The 22,677-nt window shown below is 43.0% G+C and carries 16 protein-coding genes and 1 CRISPR repeat array; of the genes, 11 read left to right on the forward strand and 5 right to left on the reverse strand.

Annotated elements, in window-relative coordinates:
• The first annotated feature begins 36 nt into the window (after positions 1-36).
• Positions 37-792, forward strand: a complete 756-nt coding sequence (locus tag ACFVQB_RS11260; RefSeq protein ID WP_379438404.1) for an amino acid ABC transporter ATP-binding protein — start codon at positions 37-39, stop codon at positions 790-792.
• A gap of 242 nt (positions 793-1,034) precedes the next feature.
• On the opposite strand, the gene ACFVQB_RS11265 is transcribed toward ACFVQB_RS11260, so the two are convergent.
• A complete protein-coding gene (locus ACFVQB_RS11265; RefSeq protein ID WP_379438407.1) occupies positions 1,035-1,901 on the reverse strand; it encodes an RlpA-like double-psi beta-barrel domain-containing protein in 867 nt (288 codons plus the stop codon).
• A 152-nt stretch (positions 1,902-2,053) separates the two neighbouring features.
• On the reverse strand, positions 2,054-2,800 hold the full coding sequence (locus ACFVQB_RS11270) for a hypothetical protein (RefSeq protein WP_379438409.1): 747 nt from the start codon (positions 2,798-2,800) through the stop codon (positions 2,054-2,056).
• A gap of 229 nt (positions 2,801-3,029) precedes the next feature.
• Between ACFVQB_RS11270 and ACFVQB_RS11275 the strand changes: the two genes are divergently transcribed.
• Positions 3,030-3,371 carry a DUF4190 domain-containing protein gene (locus ACFVQB_RS11275; RefSeq protein WP_379438411.1) on the forward strand — a complete coding sequence of 114 codons (342 nt, stop codon included), beginning with the start codon at positions 3,030-3,032 and terminating at the stop codon, positions 3,369-3,371.
• Between the two features lie 133 nt (positions 3,372-3,504).
• Here ACFVQB_RS11275 and ACFVQB_RS11280 read toward each other — a convergent pair whose 3' ends face one another.
• The 3 genes from ACFVQB_RS11280 to ACFVQB_RS11290 all read right to left on the reverse strand — a co-directional run bounded on the left by ACFVQB_RS11280 (position 3,505) and on the right by ACFVQB_RS11290 (position 10,786).
• Positions 3,505-5,691: a YhgE/Pip family protein gene (locus ACFVQB_RS11280; protein WP_379439656.1), complete on the reverse strand. Its 2,187-nt coding sequence runs from the start codon at positions 5,689-5,691 to the stop codon at positions 3,505-3,507.
• Between the two features lie 79 nt (positions 5,692-5,770).
• The gene (locus ACFVQB_RS11285) at positions 5,771-6,349 is read right to left on the reverse strand and encodes a TetR/AcrR family transcriptional regulator (protein ID WP_379438414.1); all 579 of its coding nucleotides are present in this window, start codon (positions 6,347-6,349) and stop codon (positions 5,771-5,773) included.
• Positions 6,350-6,728: 379 nt separating this feature from the next.
• Positions 6,729-9,937: direct repeats of the CRISPR family, unit length 33 nt; unit sequence GTCGCACTCCGTATGGAGTGCGTGGATTGAAAT.
• 639 nt (positions 9,938-10,576) lie between these two features.
• Complete coding sequence (locus tag ACFVQB_RS11290; protein ID WP_285078029.1) at positions 10,577-10,786, reverse strand: helix-turn-helix domain-containing protein; 210 nt, start codon at positions 10,784-10,786, stop codon at positions 10,577-10,579.
• Between the two features lie 367 nt (positions 10,787-11,153).
• On the opposite strand from ACFVQB_RS11290, the gene ACFVQB_RS11295 reads away from it, so the two are divergent.
• The 9 genes from ACFVQB_RS11295 to cas1c all read left to right on the forward strand — a co-directional run bounded on the left by ACFVQB_RS11295 (position 11,154) and on the right by cas1c (position 22,674).
• The gene (locus tag ACFVQB_RS11295; protein ID WP_379438417.1) at positions 11,154-11,504 is read left to right on the forward strand and encodes a hypothetical protein; all 351 of its coding nucleotides are present in this window, start codon (positions 11,154-11,156) and stop codon (positions 11,502-11,504) included.
• Positions 11,505-12,288: 784 nt separating this feature from the next.
• Positions 12,289-13,080: a hypothetical protein gene (locus ACFVQB_RS11300; protein ID WP_379438419.1), complete on the forward strand. Its 792-nt coding sequence runs from the start codon at positions 12,289-12,291 to the stop codon at positions 13,078-13,080.
• A gap of 659 nt (positions 13,081-13,739) precedes the next feature.
• The gene (locus ACFVQB_RS11305) at positions 13,740-14,498 is read left to right on the forward strand and encodes a DUF3800 domain-containing protein (protein WP_379438422.1); all 759 of its coding nucleotides are present in this window, start codon (positions 13,740-13,742) and stop codon (positions 14,496-14,498) included.
• Positions 14,499-14,916: 418 nt separating this feature from the next.
• Complete coding sequence (cas3, locus tag ACFVQB_RS11310) at positions 14,917-17,373, forward strand: CRISPR-associated helicase Cas3' (protein ID WP_379438425.1); 2,457 nt, start codon at positions 14,917-14,919, stop codon at positions 17,371-17,373.
• A gap of 76 nt (positions 17,374-17,449) precedes the next feature.
• Entirely contained in the window at positions 17,450-18,172 is a 723-nt protein-coding gene (gene cas5c, locus ACFVQB_RS11315) for a type I-C CRISPR-associated protein Cas5c (protein WP_379439660.1), read from the forward strand.
• Positions 18,169-20,130: a type I-C CRISPR-associated protein Cas8c/Csd1 gene (gene cas8c / locus ACFVQB_RS11320; RefSeq protein WP_379438428.1), complete on the forward strand. Its 1,962-nt coding sequence runs from the start codon at positions 18,169-18,171 to the stop codon at positions 20,128-20,130. The genes cas5c and cas8c overlap by 4 nt, the downstream gene beginning before the upstream one ends.
• Positions 20,131-21,000 carry a type I-C CRISPR-associated protein Cas7/Csd2 gene (cas7c, locus tag ACFVQB_RS11325; RefSeq protein ID WP_379438431.1) on the forward strand — a complete coding sequence of 290 codons (870 nt, stop codon included), beginning with the start codon at positions 20,131-20,133 and terminating at the stop codon, positions 20,998-21,000.
• Positions 20,987-21,646, forward strand: coding sequence for a CRISPR-associated protein Cas4 (gene cas4, locus ACFVQB_RS11330; protein ID WP_379438433.1), 660 nt, complete (start codon positions 20,987-20,989; stop codon positions 21,644-21,646). Before cas7c ends, cas4 begins: the two co-directional genes overlap by 14 nt.
• The gene (gene cas1c / locus ACFVQB_RS11335; RefSeq protein ID WP_379438436.1) at positions 21,643-22,674 is read left to right on the forward strand and encodes a type I-C CRISPR-associated endonuclease Cas1c; all 1,032 of its coding nucleotides are present in this window, start codon (positions 21,643-21,645) and stop codon (positions 22,672-22,674) included. The genes cas4 and cas1c overlap by 4 nt, the downstream gene beginning before the upstream one ends.
• The last annotated feature ends 3 nt before the right edge of the window (positions 22,675-22,677 follow it).

Consider the following 22,677-nt stretch of genomic DNA (forward strand, 5'->3'; position numbering starts at 1 on the left):
GTTATCCAATCTCATCAATTAAAGGACTGTCTGCATATGACACATATTATAGAAGTGAATCAATTAAGAAAATCATTCGGTACACTTGATGTGCTGAAGCAGGTATCGTTCAACGTGAAGCCGGGTGAAGTCATTGCTGTGATCGGGCCTTCCGGTTCGGGTAAAAGTACGATGCTACGCAGCCTGATTCATCTTGAGGATATTTCGGGTGGCACCATTCGCATTCAAGGTCAGACGCTGGCTGAGAACGGATCGTATGCAGGTGCCGCGGATATCCGGAAGATTACGGATCGCATGGGCATGGTCTTTCAGCATTTCAACCTGTTTCCGCATCTGACGGTACAGGCAAATCTGGAACTGGCACCGAAGACGTTGAAAAAAGAAAGCTCGGCGATCATCCGGCAGCGCAGTCTGGAATTGCTCGGTAAAGTAGGGCTGTCCGACAAGGCGGATGCGTATCCCGCCAACCTGTCCGGTGGACAGAAACAGCGCGTAGCGATTGCACGCGCACTGATGATGCAGCCCGACATTCTGCTGTTCGACGAGCCGACCTCGGCACTCGATCCCGAGCTGACAGGAGAAGTGCTGCGCGTCATCAAGCAGCTGGCACAGGAGAATATGACGATGATGATCGTCACCCATGAGATGAGCTTCGCCCGCGATGTCGCGGACCGTGTCTTCTTCATGGATAACGGCGAAATCGCCGAGGCGGGTCCTCCAGAGCAGATCTTCGGCAATGCCAAGCTGGAGCGTACGCGCACGTTTTTGCAGCGGGTGGAAGTAGAAGGGTAAAGGTTGTTGCACCGGATATAAGCTGGTGCAAATGCCAATCTCCATTGAAATTCCTGGCGGATTCGCACCTCAAAATTTGTCGAAAGCAGTTGGGTTTAAAATAAGAGTATTTTCATTTTTAGAGCGTCTGAATACTGAAAAAAGTTTCTATTATAAAAACGTTAAAAACGAGCCTTTAGAATCGCTTCTAAGGCTCGTTTCGCGTTCAGTAATCTTATTTGACATTCTATACTTTGATATGATTACGAACCCATGAGTTCAATTTTAACTGTGTTTGATCCAGATGGTTTGCCAATGCTAGCCCAGGCACGATATGTCAATTCCACTCCCTTATTGGCGGGAGCTGTATCTGTTACTCTTACAATAATGGATTGATTGTTGGATAGGTTGGTCACCTTAATAAATTTGTTTCTATAAGTCGTACTCCAACTGTTTGTAGATGTTATTGCACAAGTCAGATCAACGGGGTGAAGCACTTCTCCATTCCCAACTGAAACGTTCAAAATATTTTGATATGCTGTCAAATCACTGTAACCTGAGCAGGAAGAGGAGGTTGTTCCAGCGGAAGTTCCCTGGCATGGATGACCATAAAATGCGCAATGTGCACTGGATGAAACAACGCTCTGAACATTTATACCCGTATTACTTGGCACAACTAATGGTTTCAATGGATTATCATTTGCTGCACTCGCGAAATTAGGGTTAACTGCTGCACGAATAGCATTCGCAGTTGTAAGAGCATAAAGCCATGGGATGGCTCCTGTAGCCGTCAAAATAGCTGTTTGACCGATTCCTCCACTGTTGGTCCAATTCGTGGGTTCATAAAGCTTAGCAGGGTACTGTTTCCACCCATCACTACTGTTCGTGTCATATAAATAGGTCACTTGTCCGGTGTTCTTGCGGACAAGAGGACACGATACGACATATTCACCATTAGCATAGGATGGAGTGATAAAGTCTAAATCACGGTTAGGATCCGAGAAAATATAGTTTAAACGAGTTTTGATCGCGTCTGCTCGAGAAAAAGTATCTCCAAGAATATATTTACCATTTATATAAAGCCCATAGATATCGCCGGTAATTTGAGAAGTTGTCGCTGTATTTGCCATAATTTTATTCCTCCAAAGTTGTATTGAAAGAATGGGGGCGTTTGTTCCGAGATAGGTCCCCTCTATCAAGTAACAAACAATCTTTCTAAAGATATAATATCATATAGCGTAACGTTACGCAATATAAAAAACAAAAAAAGCCATTTGGCTTTTTAAGATAAGTGCTGCAGTTTTCCATCTTCAATTTTCCATCTGGAAAGGTTACCCTGTGTCACTTCTGCTTGAAATGTATTGGTTTTGGAGTCATAAATGACTACAGGTGCATTCATGATTTTGTTCAGATCCATTGCTTGAATCTTTTTATCCACAAACTTATAAATGGTCGTTTCAGCAGCCGTACCCTCAGTAGCGACAATTTCCTTAATTCCATCCTGATCAATATCAGCCTCAACCGTATGAGCACCTATACGTAAAAGTTTTGGTGGCATGGAATCAGTGGATATATAATCTGTAATGGGGCTGTTGGCACCATCTGAACCTGTAATTTTTATATATGATTTAGATAGAACATCAACGCTATCAATAGTGAAATCGCTCACTTCACTAGCTCCAGAATAACCAATTTTACCGACATCATAGCTATTAAAATTTTTAACAAGGGATGCCAAAATTCCTTCTTTATCTGTATCTGATTGATAAATTTCTATGGTTACATGATCCAGTATTTTGCTTGTAATAATCGTGCGGTTCTTTGAAAGATTGATCTTATTGAGTGGTGTCATGTTAACTTCTTCATAGCTTAGGTTAAAGGAGCTTGGAGAACTAGTTTCGGCTGTGTCAGACTGGGATGTTGGACTTTGTTCATTTACAGTTACATTAGCAGGAAGGATTTCATCTTCCCCATTACATCCTGTGATTAAACAAAGCAAGGCAAGCTCGGCTAATACCAATTTTTTCATTTTGTTTGCACAACTCCTTTTATCTATATTTTCCCACATCCAAAGAAGGTAAAGGGTTTAAATATGGTTACAACTTATAGACGTTATGTTTACCATTTTTGTTCAAATTTCTCTTTCCAAAATATTCTTTATTTTTTTAAAAAAATCGGAATATTTACAAATAATGGAGCATATTTTTCCAGCGAATCAAGTATAATAAGACTACTTAACAAACAGGGAGGATTTACCTTTGGATCAACGTCAGAATGATGTGGATCGTTATTATAGCGATCCACTTCCGCCACCACCTTATGTAGTACCAAAAACCAATAGCAAGTCTATCGCAGCGCTTGTCCTAGGAATTTTGTCAATCATGATTCCATATTTGGGATTTCTGATTGGGATTGTCGCTATCGTATTTGCATCTATTTCTCTTAAGGAAATCAGGCTTCGCATGGAACAGGGAAGAGGACTCGCCATTGCTGGTCTCGTTTGTGGCATCATTGGCACGGCGATATATGCGATTATCATTTTGTTCCTGTTGGTTGCATTTGCCGCATTCTCTAGTGGTGAGGTTTCTTCTACATATTAGGATCGAGGAATGAGGAAGGGCGATCTACATTTTTGTCTCTTCACTAAAAAAGCAAGGCCGTGTATAAGCAAACACCCGCTGTTGTTGTGGCGAGGACGTTGCTTATAACATGCCTTGCTTTTTATTTTCCATCTTATACGTGAAGCACTGCCTCACTATTTACTTCTTCAATCTCATTCGTGCGATGCATCATGAAATAGGCAAAGGTAGCCGCCAGACCAATCACCGCAAAGATGCACAGAATACCGATCTGATCCCATGCTACACTGAACTGTCCACTCGAAATAACAGCTTTATACCCGGTTACTGAATAGGTCATTGGCAGCCATGGATTGAAACCTTTCAGCCAGTTCGGAATGAGCTCCAACGGGAATGTACCCGCACTGGTGGTCAATTGAAAGATTAACATCAGGATCGCCAGGAAGCGGCCGGGATTCTCCAACCAAGTAACCAGAGCCTGAATGATGTACATGAAGGTCAGGCTGGTAACGAAACTGAATAAAAGGAACAAAGGCACGCTTTGAACTTCTAGGCCCAAGCCAGACAAGACAAGCCAGGAAGCGAGCAGGGATTGCACGGCACTCATGATTGTGAAAGCCAGTGTTCTGCTCACAAAACGATTCCAGCCACTCGCATCGGTAACCGAGCTGCTGCGTGTTGGTACAACCAGCGTTGCAATCAATGCCCCGACAAACAGCCCCAATGACAGAAAGTATGGAGAGAATCCTGTACCATAGTTGGGCACTTCGTTATGTTTGTGTTCATCCACTTGAACGGGCTCTGCATACATCGTTACGAGTTCATCCGTCTTTTTCACACTGCCCGTTTGATCCGCGGCATCATTCAGTTTGGTGGCAAGCTCACCAGAGCCGTCGGTCAACTTGGCTGTACCTTCTTTTAAATCTCCTGCGCCGTTATCCAGCTTGCGGGAACCATCGGCAATGGTGGTGATTCCGTCTGAAAGTTGGTTCAACCCATCAACCAGTTTTCCTGCACCTGTGTTTAATTGACTCGAACCCTCTGAAAGTTTGGCTCCGCCAGCAGCTGCTTCGGCCAATTTGGAGTTGAATTGTTGAAGGCCTGTTTCAAGCTGCACCTGTCCAGCAGACAATTGCGTTGCTCCTTCTAAAAGCTGCTGCTCACCCTGCACTAACTGGCTGCTGCCTTGATGCAGCTGTTGCTGCGCAGCTTGCAGGCTTTGGCTGCCTTCGAGCAATTGCTGTCCGCCTTGATATACCTGTTCGCTACCAGCAGCAACAGCCTGGCTTGCTGCCAGCAACTCCTGTACAGCCGGGTTAGCAGCTAACTCTGGACTGGCCTCAGCTAATTGGGCAAGACCTTGTGCAACGGCCTTGGCACCTTCACTTACTTTGCCACTGCCTCCGACTGAAGTCTGCAATCCCGCGGTCAGCTTGGCGCTGCCTTCCTCGGTTGCTGCCAGCCCGGCATCCAATTTTGCGGCTCCTTCCTTAGTGGATTGAATACCAGCCTGTAACTGTTTGCCGCCAGCTTCAGCCTGTGCTGCTCCGTCACCGAGCTTCGTACCTGCTGCCGCTAGTTGGGACAAACCATTAGAAAGAGAGCTGGCTCCCGCATGAAGCTCACCAATACCTTGAGCCAAGGTGCTCGTGCCTTCCTTTAACGGGGCAATACCTGTTTCGAGTTTGTTGGTTCCATCGGCCAGTTTAGACAGGTTCTCTTTAAGCTTGGAGGCACCTTCATCTAGCTTAACCGCACCCTCGTTGATCTGACCTGCGCCATCTCCGGCATCCGCCAAACCGCTAGAGATCTTCTCCACCTGGTCGAGCAACGTTTCGGTATACGATTCCGTCACTTTGGCAGAGACTTTGGATTTGATCTGTTTGACCGCTGTCCCGCCAATCTGACCCGCTAGGAAGTTGTATCCTTCATTGGGTTCATAGATCAGCTCTGCCGGCTCGGGATGGTCATCCATCAGAGTGGTTGCTTTTGCAGAAAAATTCTCCGGAATAACAATCGTCATGTAATACGTGTTGTCTTCCATGCCTTTTTCGGCTTCTTCTCGGGTCACGAATTGCCAGTTGAAGTCGTCACTCTTTTTCAATTCATCGACTAGATTCTGTCCGACTTCCAGCGATTTGTCATTGTAGGTTGCCCCCTGATCCGTGTTGACCACGGCGACAGGCAGTTCATTCATTTTGCCGTAAGGGTCCCAGAACGCATTGAGGAACAGACCGCTATACAGTACCGGAATGAACAGCACCACAAGAATCGGAATAAATACTTTTGGTTTCTTGAAGGCGGATTTCAAATCCTGCCCAAATACAGTGAATGATTTCATCATGTTCTCTCCCCATCATTACGCGACTCTGTTGCTATATCTATCTCTAATCGATAAAGGATTCAGCACACTTCTTTCTTTATGTAGGGGATAATCCACTTTTGAGAAAGAGGCCTACAAAAGCCTTGATTTGCTCCTTGTGCAGCGAAGGATGCCCTTTGTTCCAATCGGATGTTAAGGTGACATAGAGTTTCAGCAGGACAAAAGAGACCAGTTTGGGATCATCCTCTCGAATCTGCTGTAGTTCCATGGCGCGCTGAACTTGGCGTTCCAGATATTCGAGAATGGCCGTCTCTACTTTCTGCAGTCCTTCTTTCGCTTGAGGCGTGCCGAACTCATTCACCTCCTGAAACAGCTTAATCAACAGCTCGTGTTCCTCCCTGTACTCCAGCAAAGCGTCCATGCTCTGGTGTACATTTTCAAGAAATGGATTGTCGTCCTGTACAGTTTCTTCCGTGATCTGTCTCATATCAGCTATGATCGAGTGGAGAATCTCTCCGAATAGTTCTTCCTTGTTCTCAAAAAATGTATAGATCGTACCTTTTCCCACGTTGGCCAGTCTCGCAACTTGCTCCATTGTGGTGGCTTTGTATCCAAACAGCGCGAACGATTTCTCAGCAGAGTCAATGACCTGCTGCCTTCGATCGATTGTTCTCATGGTATAAGCACCTCCTTGTTGTATGGAATGTTAAAGGGTAAATTCGAAATTGACTTAATTACTAATTTGGTCAATTGGTCGTTTATAACTGTAGCACTCGAACAGGTAGAGTGGATGTGATCTTTGTCATGGTGTGGATGGGGGGATGAAAAAGGTTATTTAGGGGAATCGGTATGTGACTCAGCCAGGTGCGAATGTAATGCTCACATGAAAACCCTGGGGGATTCGCACCTCATATTTTGTCGAAAAGGGGTATTTTATTGCCTTTTGGCAAAAGACAGATAGGAATAGATTGAATTATGATATGGAAAGTCATAGAATAATAGTGAAAAAACGTGTTTTTGACGGATCAGATCGTTAAGATACGTGTTTTTTCGCTGTCGCACTCCGTATGGAGTGCGTGGATTGAAATCGTTGTCATCTCGTTGACACCTCCGTAGTATAAGTCGCACTCCGTATGGAGTGCGTGGATTGAAATCTAAATGTGTCCAATTAATTACGTAAATTGGAATGTCGCACTCCGTATGGAGTGCGTGGATTGAAATTCTCCAGGATGTAGTCCTCGACCGCTTGCCGATAAGTCGCACTCCGTATGGAGTGCGTGGATTGAAATCAATAGTTCGACCGATACCTCTTGTCCGATTAAAGTCGCACTCCGTATGGAGTGCGTGGATTGAAATTGCTCCGGCTGTGATCGTTGTGCCTGCGATAGTTGTCGCACTCCGTATGGAGTGCGTGGATTGAAATGTCTTGGCCGCGATAATGACGCCGGTGACTTCGCCGTCGCACTCCGTATGGAGTGCGTGGATTGAAATCCTTTCCGCGCATAAACTACGAGGTCGCCGCCGCGGTCGCACTCCGTATGGAGTGCGTGGATTGAAATGCCATCTAAGTAACCTCCTTCGTTTGTCTTCGCTCGTCGCACTCCGTATGGAGTGCGTGGATTGAAATTCCCTAACCGCGCGATTGCTCCGTCAAGTGCATCTGGTCGCACTCCGTATGGAGTGCGTGGATTGAAATTGTCTCTTTTGTGCGCTGACCCGACAGATGCAGGTCGCACTCCGTATGGAGTGCGTGGATTGAAATTATGATCTGTAGTGGGCTCGAACCACTGACCCCTAGTCGCACTCCGTATGGAGTGCGTGGATTGAAATGCCTGTGCCTCCAGCGAAGCAGTAGGATCGGAACGTCGCACTCCGTATGGAGTGCGTGGATTGAAATTGAATCGGAAGACAGGGAATTAAGAAACTCTTCGTCGCACTCCGTATGGAGTGCGTGGATTGAAATCGCTTGATCAGGTCGATGACCCTCGCCCCATAACAGTCGCACTCCGTATGGAGTGCGTGGATTGAAATCTCGGTGAAACCTTGATCATCGCCAGCGAAGTGACGTCGCACTCCGTATGGAGTGCGTGGATTGAAATCATATCCTCAATGGTTGTATCGGATTCGCAATTAGTCGCACTCCGTATGGAGTGCGTGGATTGAAATATTCGTTGCATCCATACCAGTAATATTTGCGCGGCCGTCGCACTCCGTATGGAGTGCGTGGATTGAAATATCTTCACCCGTCTTAATCAATGGCAGGACATCAGGTCGCACTCCGTATGGAGTGCGTGGATTGAAATACACTTGAACTTACAAGTGCGAATGCGTCTTTATGTCGCACTCCGTATGGAGTGCGTGGATTGAAATCGTTTTTGTCCTCTGATCCCGTGTAGAGGCAAACCGTCGCACTCCGTATGGAGTGCGTGGATTGAAATTTTCCAGCCGAGATCGTACACTACAATATCTTTGGTCGCACTCCGTATGGAGTGCGTGGATTGAAATATGTAATAGATAACCGATGCAGGATCATCGTTGCAGTCGCACTCCGTATGGAGTGCGTGGATTGAAATACCTGCCGTTGTTTTCTCAGCGTTCATGGCTGTACGTCGCACTCCGTATGGAGTGCGTGGATTGAAATCATCGCATAACGCAAAGCGTCCATTGTGTGGTTGAAGTCGCACTCCGTATGGAGTGCGTGGATTGAAATTCCAAATGCAGCATATTACGAGGCGTTTATCAAGTCGCACTCCGTATGGAGTGCGTGGATTGAAATCTATCAAGGCCTTTAACACATAATTTTTTTTAGCGTCGCACTCCGTATGGAGTGCGTGGATTGAAATATCGCAGTGCGGACACGCCAGGTGGTATTGCTCCAGTCGCACTCCGTATGGAGTGCGTGGATTGAAATTCTGACAAGATGGCACACTGGAGAGTGACGCTATCGTCGCACTCCGTATGGAGTGCGTGGATTGAAATCTTGAAGATGGGATAAGTGTTGAGACACAGCGAGGTCGCACTCCGTATGGAGTGCGTGGATTGAAATGCTACTGTGATTTAAATCTGCTTGTTAGTCATACTGTCGCACTCCGTATGGAGTGCGTGGATTGAAATCAAAGAAGTGAAAATGATGATAGAGACGCATTTATCGTCGCACTCCGTATGGAGTGCGTGGATTGAAATCGTAATAGTGGAAAGACAATGGATGCAGGCGATTGGTCGCACTCCGTATGGAGTGCGTGGATTGAAATTCTCACTATAGGTTTTTCTTATATACGGTATCCAGTCGCACTCCGTATGGAGTGCGTGGATTGAAATTATTCCCGTTACTAAAGAGATGGACAGCAAAAAAGTCGCACTCCGTATGGAGTGCGTGGATTGAAATAGTGATCAACTATGAAGCCATCAGACTTGAGTATGGTCGCACTCCGTATGGAGTGCGTGGATTGAAATTACTGACGCTGCTGCATACTCATTGTTAAATTGAGTCGCACTCCGTATGGAGTGCGTGGATTGAAATTTTATGGATGACACAACTATAAGTGAGGTGAACAGTCGCACTCCGTATGGAGTGCGTGGATTGAAATTATTAAATATGTCTCTTTGTTCGAAAAACTAAGGTCGCACTCCGTATGGAGTGCGTGGATTGAAATAGTAATCGCCAACTCCGAGGAACAAGCCAAAACGTGTCGCACTCCGTATGGAGTGCGTGGATTGAAATAAAGTGCCTATTGAGCTAGACAAGCAGCGAAACGTCGCACTCCGTATGGAGTGCGTGGATTGAAATAAAAATGCCAGCTCAGCCATTTATATATCCATCATGTCGCACTCCGTATGGAGTGCGTGGATTGAAATCTCACGTCCAACGTTAAATCAGGTACCGATCAGGAGGTCGCACTCCGTATGGAGTGCGTGGATTGAAATTGGAGCGATCCTTTGTCAGTCGCCGGGTTCGGGGCGTCGCACTCCGTATGGAGTGCGTGGATTGAAATATATGCGGTACCCGGTACCGTAGACTCTGTATAGCGTCGCACTCCGTATGGAGTGCGTGGATTGAAATCGCCAGGTCGAACGTCATCATCGCCATCGTCGTAGTCGCACTCCGTATGGAGTGCGTGGATTGAAATCATTTGTCTAACCCAATGTACACTCAGAATGTGGTAGTCGCACTCCGTATGGAGTGCGTGGATTGAAATATGTTTTCGGATTTTAAAGCATCAAGATTCGCGTGGTCGCACTCCGTATGGAGTGTGTGGATTGAAATTGGTTACGATCAAACTGAGCACCCATCCGTTGGAGTTGCACTCCGCATGGAGTGCGTAGATCAGGAGGAAGATAGAAAATATACAAAGGGGGCCAAAATGTATACGTTGAAATTGGAGGATACAATGGATATACCTGAACGTGGTATCGTTCTTATATGCAGCGCTGTAGGTTTAGAGTTCCAATTATATTCCTTGAAAAAAATTAGTGTGTTTAAAAATTTTGGTACACAGTATAGATAAACCACCTGTTGAGTGCGAAGTGATAGATGTGAGCTTGTCTTTTTCGATTACTGAACGCCCGATTGTGGGGATTAATATTTGAGGGAGATTGAACCTTAATAGAATTAAGAGAGGCTCTTTTATTCAAAAGTTATAAGAAATGATATTATATGTGCAAGATCAGGATAATATGAATTACTGCTATCAAAAAGTAATGATCTGAATTCGTAAAGAATGAACATCAAATTATCTTAATTGGAAAGGAGCATCGGATGTGATTTTAAATATCTTAGATCAATGTGAAATGTAGGCAAGTTAATCTCTATAAAGTAAACCCGCACAAACAAAACTCCTTTTTTTCAATTTCACTAAAAAGAATAGTCTCTCGCATCGTATAGATTTGAGATATCCACTTAAATTTACTCCTCTATAAATTCAACAACTTCTTCAATGCGACATTGTAGGTCTTCGCAAATACGTGCAATCACACTTAGTGCAACAAACTCTCCATTAGACATTTTGGCTAGAGTAGAAGGTGAAATACCTAGTTGAGTACGCAGGTAAGTTTTAGTCTTGTCCTTTTTAATTAGAGTTATCTCCATTGGTTTATAGCTAGGTTTTAATGCCATCATTAACCCTCCAAGAAAAAGTGTGTATATACGTGTATTTTATTGAATATGGACTATAAATACAAGAAGTCGTACTTTTTGTACAAATTGGTATTGAATAAAAATCTAACTTGTTGTACTATATGTATAGTAAATCGAACTTTTAGTTCATTAAAAATAATTTATTTATTTTTGTAATATGGAGGCGATATCTCAGAATGAAGGATTACTATGCATGAAAAATGATCTTTGATTTAAGTAGATATATTAGAAAATTGTGAGGCTTTGCTGAGGCTCTACGGAACAAACATATAATTATACTAATCTAGTAAGTTACAGAAATAATGAGATTTTGATAACGATTTAATGAAAAGAGGTGTTCCTGAGTATGTCAGATCGTATTGAATTAGCTTCTGTAGTGATAGGTCCTTTTGATGACGTTCAGGATTTTTATATTTACCAAGGATATGTCATGAATGAAAGTTATATCTTTTTCCTTGACGAAGGTACGCTATGGCTGCGGCATGTGCATAAAGTTGCTCACGTAGATCACTTATATATTAATGGAGATACCGGAGGGATAATTCTCGCCGAACACACCAAAGGAAATGTAAAAGAATTGGTAGACTCAATCATAGATAGATTGTGTGGCATGAATGCTTTGACATTTCTCACGGATGTCTTATTGTGGACTCCAGAACGTGTTGATATGAACTTGAAGCTTGATCGATTTCAATAAGAAACTGATATTATATTATGATACGATGGGCATAGTAGCATTATAAAATGAGATCAAATACATTGAATATTGTCCTTGGTTCTTTAGATGTTGAACTATGAAAATAAATATTCTTAAAGTAACAAAGATTAGACCTGTAAAAAGCTCTATTTAATGGTGCGAATGTTAAGCTCACATAAAATCTCTAGGAGATTCGCACCTCGAAAATTGTCAAATAAGCTATTATTGTCCCCTTTTCGCAACATCATTCTTGAATTAATTGGATTATTTGTATTAGATGAATTTATTATCATTACGAAATGACAGAATAACGTTAAAATATACTTTTTTGAAACGAATATACGTTACTTTCTGCTGTCGCACTCTACATGAGTGCGTGGATTGAAATACAATGCAAATTGATAGTGAACCAGTCCAAGAGTTGTCGCACTCTACATGAGTGCGTGGATTGAAATGCAAGGGCGAGCCCTTGAGCCAGCGGAGCGAAATAGTCGCACTCTATATGAGTGTGTGGATTGAAATTCTTGTGCTTCGAATATAAAGTTGATGCTGTACGTCGCCCTCCTTATGGAATGCAAATCGAATCCCTAAAAAAGTCTTACCTTTCTCATGCTAAGCATGGGTAAGAGGGTAGGATTTTTTTATTTTAGAGAAATAAAAAATATTGAGTATAGAAATGTTCTATTCATGCAGCATATTTTAAGGTTTTTTGCTAAACAATAGATTTGACCTATGGTAGAAAAATCAATATAATGTTATTAATTGTAAAATAAGGAGGAAGGGTATGTCGAGGTATTATGATGGATACGGATTAGACTCGACTGTGACACTTCTCAGAATAGCTTATGGTCTTGACAACTGGAGAGAGGTCGTTAAGTTAGGTGAAACACTTTATGAAGAATCACTTCGTATATATAATTTACAAATGTTGACTAAGGAACAGGACATCGTTGAAATACATACACAGCGGGCAATAGTATATTACATTGGATACAGTCGTTTGATGCAAGGAATAGCGTATCAAAAACTGCTAGAGTTTGATAAAGCACGGGAATGCGTATTGCAATACAGTGACTTCCAGTGGATTAAATTGACTAATCAAGAGACACTTAATGAAATAGAATTTTATAGCGATATAGCCACAATCAATTTAATTGTTTTGGATTTACTTGAGGGTAATGCTACAAAGCTTGATGAATACGTGGCTTACATTCAAAAGTCAAAAGGTGAGATTATATCTGGATTATTGACTTTGCTTGAAGCCAATCGTTTAAATAATTTACCTATTAAGAAGTTAGAGTATCTATTTGAAGAACATCGTTCGATTGGTGATACTACCGTAATGTCGGATATTGATATCTCATATTATCTTAAATTTAGTTTTGAGTTGGCGCTGTATTATACCCGAAGTAATAATGATCCCGATGCAATCGATATCTTACTCAATTGTTTGGCAATATCTCCTAAGATTAATCATAATAAGATAAAATATGTAGCGCTTTTTGAAAAAATCAGAGATCAGGCTACACATGCACAGATTAGCTTTTACAAATCTATCTTAGAGGGGATGTTATGATGAAGAAAAGAAATGCTCTAAATATGTTGTATTCAATTGTTTTGGCAACGTTAGTAGCACTCCCGATTGAGAGTATAATGCAGTTATTTAATCATGGCGTTGGCCATTAATTTTCAAATAATCGACTGAATAAAGAAAATCTATCCAAAGTATAGACTGTACCCTATAGAGGAGACACTTTAAAAAAGTCTCTCTATGGGGTATTTTTGTTGTATGCAACGATTTGAGACAAGGGATGAAGATCAACCCATGTGTAAAAAAAATTACAGAAAAGATTCACCTGCTCCAAGTAGAGAATGAACTCTTAAAAAAGATTTGCATGGCCAAACGGAGGTGGAACCACGAGTTAAACTAGCGCCTAGTCTTCGATTCAGGGTTGATCCGAACCGTGATTGAGAAATAGGCGAATGGTGAGTTATTTGTGTGGATGGGTTTGATATTATTTAAATCTTCTGCTATATTGTAATTGTATTTAAGTCGCATTTCTCTGAATTGCGTGGATTGAAAATGCTAAATTGTCATTGTGGAGTTTTGTTGCAAAAGGCGCATCCTTTAAGAGGATGCGCAAGTTATTATTAAAATTGTGAAGTACATAAATAGCACAAAATTAAGAGAATATATGGTTTCACTAACCTATAAGAAATCAAGGAGGGGAATATGTGATAAATGGATTTTATTTAGACGAGTCTGGAAATAATGGATTTGGAGATATGCAACAACAACCTGTAGTTTGTTATGGTGGGATTTTAGTTCCTAACACCAGTGTTATAGGTCTTGAACGTGATTTTGAAGCACTGTCCTTTAAAGCAGCTTTGCAAATTAAAGGTGAGATAAAAGGATTGACAAGTAAACAGGTTAATACGTTACCATTCTTTCAAAAGTATGAAATACACAGTAAGTCTTTCTTTGATGGGGACGATCTGTATTCCAAAATTCCGATCAATGATCGGTTTAAGCTCGCTGAAGAAATGTTAGAGCTTATTGATCGACATGGAGGTAAAGTGCTTGCCTCTGTAATTAATAAAAATACATATAAACAAAATACAGGTGATACAGGTCATACTAACATGCACCAGCTTGGAATGAGTAATTTAATTCAATTAATAGAAAAGGAACTCATTCAAAGGAATGAAACAGGAGTTGTTATTCCTGACAACGGACGCGACGAAGAGAGAGAACTCTTAATTCAAGTTATCCGACAGGAGACGACCAGCGATCGTATATATAATAGCTCTTTCCTTCAGAATTCACACCATTGCCAGTTAGTACAGTTAGCCGACATCATTGTATTTCTTACAACTGTCTTTTTTCGATTCCAATATGGATATGCGCCTCGTAAAGCAAATAATAAAGAATTAATAGAACTATATCAAAAAAGGATAGCTCCTTTGTCCCCAACAGTATGGGAGTACAGGTGATTACAATTAAGGGAGCATACCATTGTACGCTCCCTTAATGTGGTCGAACCAATGTGCGGCCACATATATAGTATACCCAATATTGGACTTCAATATGACAATACAAAAAGGGAAACTTCATATTAGGTCGGACCAATGTACGAGTTAACATGAAGTTTCCCTTATAGGAAAGTTAATTAGGTCGAACCAATGTGCGAGTCAATTAACTTTATCTAACAATATTATACTCTGTAACTGAATCCGAGTCAATGATATAACAAGTTTAACACTACTTGATAGGGGTAGAAACTAAGGATTTTTTTGGGTAATAAAAAAGGAGTTTGTCGTCTGAAGTCGAAAGGTTAATATAAGTAATTTTCCCAATTAATGAGTATGGGAAACGGATTTGAATCCCTTTTCTGAAAGGAATCGAGGCTTAATGACCTTTATTGCACATATCCGTCAAAAAGATGGAGAAATTCAAACTGTTCAGGATCATCTAATAGAGGTTCAACAAGGGGCGGAGCAGGCTGGAGAGAAGATCGGCGTTAAATATTTGGCAGGCATTGCTGGTCTTCTGCATGATATGGGCAAAAATACAGATCTTTTTCGAAACTACATTCAGGAAGCTGTCGCAAACCCGGATGCCCCTCCTCGCAAAGGTTCAGTTGATCATTCGACTGCTGGGGGCAAGCTACTGCACAGCCTTTACCATGGAAGTGGCACAACGCTTGAGTCAAAGTACACCGCGGAGTGGATTGCCAATTGTATTATCTCCCATCATCAGGGTCTAAGAGATTATATATCACCTGATAAAGCCTCACCTTATATGGAGCGAGTCATTTCCAGGGAACTAGATCAATATGAGCAAGCGAAAGAAGAATTTCTCAAGCACAATCCCCCAGACCAACTCGACCATATGTTTGAGCAAGCGACCCAAGAGCTTCAACAATACATACAGATCATCAATAAAAATAAACTTCCACGAATTGCGGGAGCGCTGCTTATTAAATATATCTTTAGCTGCCTGATTGACGCGGATCGAACCAATACAAGACGATTTGAAGAAAACGAAACATCGACAGAAGAAATCGATTACAAGTTGTTTTTTCAACAAAGCTATGAATTACTATCTCAACATTTAAGCGAGCTTGAGCACGGCAGTAAAGTAGACACACCCATTAATCAATTGCGACGTGAAATGTCCCGGCAATGCGAACAATTTGCGTATCGTCCATCAGGAGTGTACACCCTTTCCATACCAACAGGCGGGGGAAAAACGCTTGCTAGTATGCGCTACGCGCTAAGACATGCCATTGAACATAACAAACAACGGATTATATATATCGTTCCCTACACCACCATCATTGAACAAAATGCGGCTGAGATCCGCAGTATTTTGAAAAACGATGACATGATTTTGGAACATCACTCCAACGTGGTGGATGACAAGGATGACGAACGCCATGAGGGCGACGAAGGGGAAACTCTGGATTTACGCAAAAAGAATCTCAAGCTTGCCCGTGATCATTGGGATCGGCCGATTATTTTTACGACGATGGTTCAGTTTTTGAACACCTTTTATGCCAAAGGAACCCGAAACGTCCGCAGATTACACCAGCTTTCCAATGCAGTCATTGTATTTGATGAAGTGCAGTCGGTTCCGGTTCATTGTATCTCCCTCTTTAATGCTGCACTGAATTTCCTGAATGTGATTGGGAGATCCAGCCTGTTGCTCTGTACAGCGACTCAGCCTGCATTGGATTTTGTAAAGTACAAGCTGCATTTCTCGGAGCAGCCGGAGATTATTGAGAATTTAGATGAGGTGGGGCGAAGCTTCAAACGAGTTGATTTACAGGACCTTACGAGGGATTCACCTTCGGGTTGGGACGCAGAGGAAGTATCTTCCTTTGTCCAGGAACAGATGAGGGAAGTGGACAGTGTGCTGGTCATTTTGAACACGAAAACAGCCGTCCGTAAACTGTTTGAACAGTTGATTGAGGTGGAATGGCTGAGAGAGAGTGGCGTTCAGGTAGTTCATCTGAGCACCAATATGTGTGCAGCACATCGCAAAGAGGTTTTATCCGGGGAGTATGGCGTTATTCCGAGATTGGCAAAGGGTGAACGGATCATCTGTGTGAGTACACAGCTTATTGAGGCGGGTGTGAATATCAGCTTTGATTGTGTAGTTCGTTCCTTGGCTGGTTTGGATTCGATTGCTCAGGCGGCAGGGCGATGTAATCGGCACGGGAAAGATAAGGTTCGCAATGTGTACATCATTCGCTCATCGGATGAGGTGTTAACGAATCTGCCTGAGATTCAAATTGGCGCCGAGAAGACGGAACGTGTGCTTCAGGAATTCAAGGATGACCCGGGTTCGCTCGGCGATGACTTGTTATCTTCAAAGGCAATGTCCCGTTATTTCGAATATTATTTTAACGATATTGGAGACAAAATGCATTACCCCATTCCTAAGCTTGAACAGAACTTGTTTGATCTGATGGACCGTAATCGTTATTACGTGGATGCCTATAAGAAGAAGTATGATTGTAAGCCGGAGGTTATGAATCACTATGCTATAGCTACGGCAGAGAATTATTTCGAAGCCATTTCCACAAACGCCACGCCCGTAATTGTGCCTTATGGGGAAGAAGGAAAAGAATTGATTTTGGACTTGAATGGAGAAATTGAACCTGGTGAAATGAGTGAGTTATTACGCAAGGCTCAGCAGTATACGGTGAATATTTACGATCAAGAACTTCGGGCCTTGGAGAGAAATGGAGATGTATATCCCCTTTTGCATGGGCATGCCCTGGCATTGAGGGAACCAGCATATTCCGATGATTTTGGCGTGGAATCCAAGGGTGAGGGTGCTTGGGAACCGATGATGATTTGATCATAGGATTCATACAGGAGGGAGATTCATGATACATGTTTCTCCCTCCTATACCCCATAGAAAGGAGCTGAAATGTTGAGAAATCAAATCGAATTTGAGGTTTCGGGAAAATATGCGCTATTCACCGATCCACTCACGAAACTTGGCGGAGAAAAATTCTCTTATCAGATTCCTACATATCAAGCCCTCAAAGGGATCGTGGAATCAATTTACTGGAAGCCAACGCTGATCTGGATTATAGACGAAGTCCGCATCATGAATCCAATTCAAACGGAATCGAAGGGCATGCGTCCGATTGAATACAACGGGGGCAACACACTGGCCTATTACACCTATTTAAGAGATGTTCGATATCAGGTGAAGGCCCATTTTATATTTAATCCTCATCGTGAAGATCTGATACATGATCAGAATGAACACAAGCACCACAATATCGCCAAACGAGCTGTCCAGGTTGGTGGACGAAGAGATATCTTTCTGGGAACCCGTGAATGTCAGGGCTACGTTGAACCTTGCCTGTTTGGTGAAGGTGATAGTTTCTATGATCATATTGGTGAGCTTGATTTTGGCACGATGCTACATGGAATCAGTTACCCGGATGAAACAGGAAACAATGAGCGAGAGGTTCGCCTGTGGAAAGCGAAAATGCAGCATGGTGTGATTCAATTTATCCGTCCAGATGAATGTACCTTAGTGCGTAAGACGGGAGAAGGCACAGCTAAAGTGTTTGGCTCTGGGAATTTGCAGTCTGTAGATGATTTGCACTCAGAATGGTTCGGAAATGAGGTGAGTGAATGAGTTGGTTGGCCAATTTAAGCAAAACGTATGATGATCATGCCGATGTCGTAGGGCAATTTGAAATGAAGAAAAATGGACGAGAATATGCCCTGATTCCAGTTTCTCATACGACTCAGACCGCCCATATTGAAGTGCATCTGAACGGAAAAGGAAATATTGTTAACGCCTACGTAGTTGATAAAAACGATTGTAGCACGATTATTCCTTGCACCGAAGCTTCTGCAAGCCGAACGAGTGCACCTGTACCTTATCCGCTTTTTGACAAATTGGCCTATGTTGCGGGAGATTACGCACAGTTCTGCGGAGAAGCCAAGGGAACACCGTATCAAGATTATTTGAACCAACTGAAGGCTTGGTGCGAATCTCCATTTAGTCATCCTAAAGTACAGAGCGTACTTCACTATGTTAGCAAAGGTACACTGATCGCTGATCTAGTCGACAGAGGGATACTTCATGCGGATAGTCGAGGAAAGCTATTGGAGAAGTGGGTAGCTGCGCCTGGCGACCAAGAAGGGAAAAAGCCTGACATTTTCAATGTGATAGCTTCGGATCAGAGTGGGGCATTTGTTCGATTTGCTGTAGATATCCCAGGAGAACCCGAATCCAGATTGTGGCGTGATGCTTCGGTACAACAATCTTTTATCCAGTTTTACGAGATGAGTTTGCAGGACAAGGACATCTGTTTCGTGACAGGTGATTACCTACCAGTTGCGGATAAACACGCTTCTCGCATACGTCACTCAGGAGACAAGTCCAAGTTGATCTCCGCCAACGACTCCAGTGGATTTACGTATCGGGGGCGTTTTCGTACCAGTCGTGACGCAGCAACAGTCAGCTATGAAGCATCGCAGAAAGGGCATAACGCTCTCAAGTGGCTGATTGATAAGCAGGGAACTACGATGGATGGCAAGGTTTTTCTAGTGTGGGGAAGTAGTCGTCTGGATATGCCGGAGCCCCAGGAGGACTCGTTTATTTTTTGGGACGATGCGGATGATGAGGCAGCGCTTGCTGGTGGAGACCGAACGCATAAGGAATTTGCTTTGCAGATCCGGAAGGCGATTAATGGTTATCGTTATGATGGAGATTATCAATCCAGTCATGAAGTCACGATTATGACGCTGGATGCGGCTACACCAGGTCGTATGTCAATTATGTATTACCGGACGTTGGATCAGAACATCTATTTGGACCGGATACAAGCCTGGCATGAGAGCTGTTACTGGTTGCATCGTTATCGGAAAAATAAATACGACAAACTTGTCTCTTTTATCGGAGCCCCCGCAACCAAAGATATCGCTTTTGCCGCCTATGGCCCACGGGCCAGTGACAAGGTGGTCAAAGGATTAATGGAGCGTATGCTTCCATGCATCATTGATGAACGACCGATTCCACTGGATATCATTCGCAGTTCGATTCATCGTGCATCCAACCCGGTAGGCATGGACAATTGGGAATGGGAGAAAACACTTAGCATTACTTGCGCATTGGTTAGAAAGCATTATGAAAGGGAGGGATATGGATTGAGTTTAAATACAGAAACGAATGATCGTAACTATTTATTTGGCAGATTGCTTGCAGTGGCCGATGTTATCGAAGAGCGGGAACTGGATCGGGAGAAAGGTCGTTCAGAAGGGGCAAATAGGAGAGCAACAAATGCCGTTCGGTATATGAATGTATTTTCGCAGCGCCCACAACGAACGTGGAAAATCATTCATGCGAGTCTTCATCCTCATTTAGTTCGTTTGGGTGGAAAGGCATTTTACTACAATAAACTTATTGAAGAAATTAAAGATAGAATCAAGTTTGAAGAATTTAATGATAAACCTTTGACTGGTCTTTACTTACTCGGATATTCAAACCAACGAAGTGATATGTATACAAGCAAGAAAGATAAAGAAGCCGTAGCTGTACTTAATAATGACGATGAAAACCAATTGAACGAACAAGGGGATAACTAAATGAGTACACTTGATCACAAAATCGATTTTGCTGTTGTGCTGTCTGTTCGTAATGCCAACCCGAATGGTGATCCATTGAATGGAAACCGTCCTCGTCAGAACTACGATGGTTTTGGAGAAATTTCGGATGTATGTATCAAGCGTAAAATTCGTAACCGTCTTCAGGATATGGGGGAGTCCATTCTGGTGCAATCCGATGAAAAACGCAATGATGCTCATCGCTCCATTAAAGATCGTGTGGATGCCAATGAGAATGTACAAGAGCATGCCAAAGGTAAAAAGGCAAATAAGGATTTGTATGCAGAAGCCGCTTGTCAATCCTGGATTGACGTACGCAGCTTTGGACAAGTATTTGCTTTTAGCGGCACAGACGTATCTGTCGGTATTCGGGGTCCGGTATCCATCCATACCGCTGTAAGCTTGGATCGGATTGATATTTCCAGCATGCAGATTACGAAGAGTGTAAACTCAGTCACAACGGCTAAAGATCCGGACAAAAAAGGATCGGATACGATGGGTATGAAGCATCGAGTAGATTTTGGAGTGTATGTATTCTATGGCAGTATCAACACGCAACTGGCTGAGAAGACCGGCTTTACATATGAAGACGCAAAGAAAATTCGTGAATCACTGAGAACTTTATTTGAAAATGATACGTCCTCTGCCCGTCCTGACGGTAGTATGGAGGTGCACCAACTGTATTGGTGGGAGCATAGTTCCAAGATGGGGCAATATTCATCTGCGAAAGTACATCGTTCTCTGCAAATTGAATTGAAGCCAGACGTAGCAGAAGCAAAGTCCTACGATGATTATAACTATACGGTGGTGCCACTTGAAGGCTTGGCAGTCCAAGAATATGAAGGACTATAACGAAGAGGATTATTTGCTGCTTTCGGGTATTCAGCATTTTAACTTTTGCAGAAGGCAGTGGGCATTAATTCATATTGAACAACAGTGGGAAGACAACGTGCGTACCATTGAGGGAGATCATCTGCATCGAAAAGCAGATCAACCAGCGCTTCGTGAAAAACGAGGCGATAAGCTGGTGGTTCGTGCGCTTCCGGTGCAATCGAGGGAACTTGGGATCACAGGCATCTGTGATGTGGTTGAATTCATTCGTGATCCATCTGGAGTTCCACTTGCAGGAGAGGAAGGGTTATACCTTCCTTATCCTGTTGAATACAAACGTGGGAAGCCCAAACGAAATGATTCGGATCACTCCCAATTGGTAGCACAAGTTCTATGTCTCGAAGAAATGCTCGTATGTGATATTCCCAAGGCCTATTTTTATTATGACGAGATTAAACATAGGGTTGAAGTCATTATTACTGCGGCAGATCGGGAACGTGTGAAGGCAAGTATTCAAGAGATGAGACATTATTTTGAACGGAACCATACACCCAAAGCCAAAGCAGGACCACACTGCCTAAGTTGTTCTTTGAACAATATATGTGTGCCTGATATCTTGAACAAACGCTCTGTTTCAAGTTATATCGAAAGCAGGTTGAATGAATGAAAAAGCTGCTGAACACCTTATTTGTGACATTACCAGATACATACCTTGCACTGGATGGCGAAAATATTGTGATTAAGCAGGAGGACAATATTCTTGCCCGTTATCCATTACATAATCTGGAGGCCGTGTGTACGTTCGGGTATGCGGGAGTCAGTCCAGCTCTTATGGGGGCTTGTGCGTCACGCAATGTGAATCTGACTTTTATGACACGGACGGGACGATTTCTAGCCCGGGTTATTGGTGAAGATCGAGGGAATGTAGTTCTTCGCAAAGAACAGTACCGCATATCTGACAGTGAGGAGCGCAGTGCGCGGGTTGCTCGTAATATGATTACAGGAAAGTTGTATAACAACAAGTGGATTTTGGAACGAGCAACACGGGATTATGCCCTACGCATCGACACGGAACGAATGAAGAAGGTTACGGAGTCGCTAGGCGAAACGATGAAGCTGTTACGCGAGGTAGAGCAATTGGACGTATTGCGTGGCTTGGAAGGCTCTGCCGCTGTTCAATATAACTCCGTTTTCGATGATCTGATACTACAGCAAAAGGAGTCATTTTACTTTTACGGACGCAGTCGGCGTCCTCCCTTAGATAAAGTGAATGCGTTATTATCCTTTGCCTATACCTTGCTCGCTAATGATATGAAGTCTGCACTTGAATCTGTCGGACTTGATGCATATGTCGGCTTTTTGCACCGGGATCGTCCTGGCAGAGCTTCTCTTGCACTGGATATGATGGAGGAGCTTCGGGGCGTGTATGCAGATCGATTTGTGCTTTCGCTCATTAACAAAAAGGTAGTTAACGATAAAGGATTTTATATAAAAGAAAATCTTGCAGTGATTATGGATGATGATACACGAAAGAAAGTGTTAAAAGCGTGGCAAGATCGTAAACAGGAGAAGATTATGCATCCGTATTTGAATGAAAAAATACCTTGGGGGCTTGTACCATATACTCAAGCGTTACTACTGGCAAGATATATACGGGGTGATTTGGATGAATATCCTCCGTTTCTGTGGAAGTAGGTG

It is taken from the genome of Paenibacillus sp. NPDC057886, assembly GCF_042796655.1.
Lineage (GTDB): Bacteria > Bacillota > Bacilli > Paenibacillales > Paenibacillaceae > Paenibacillus.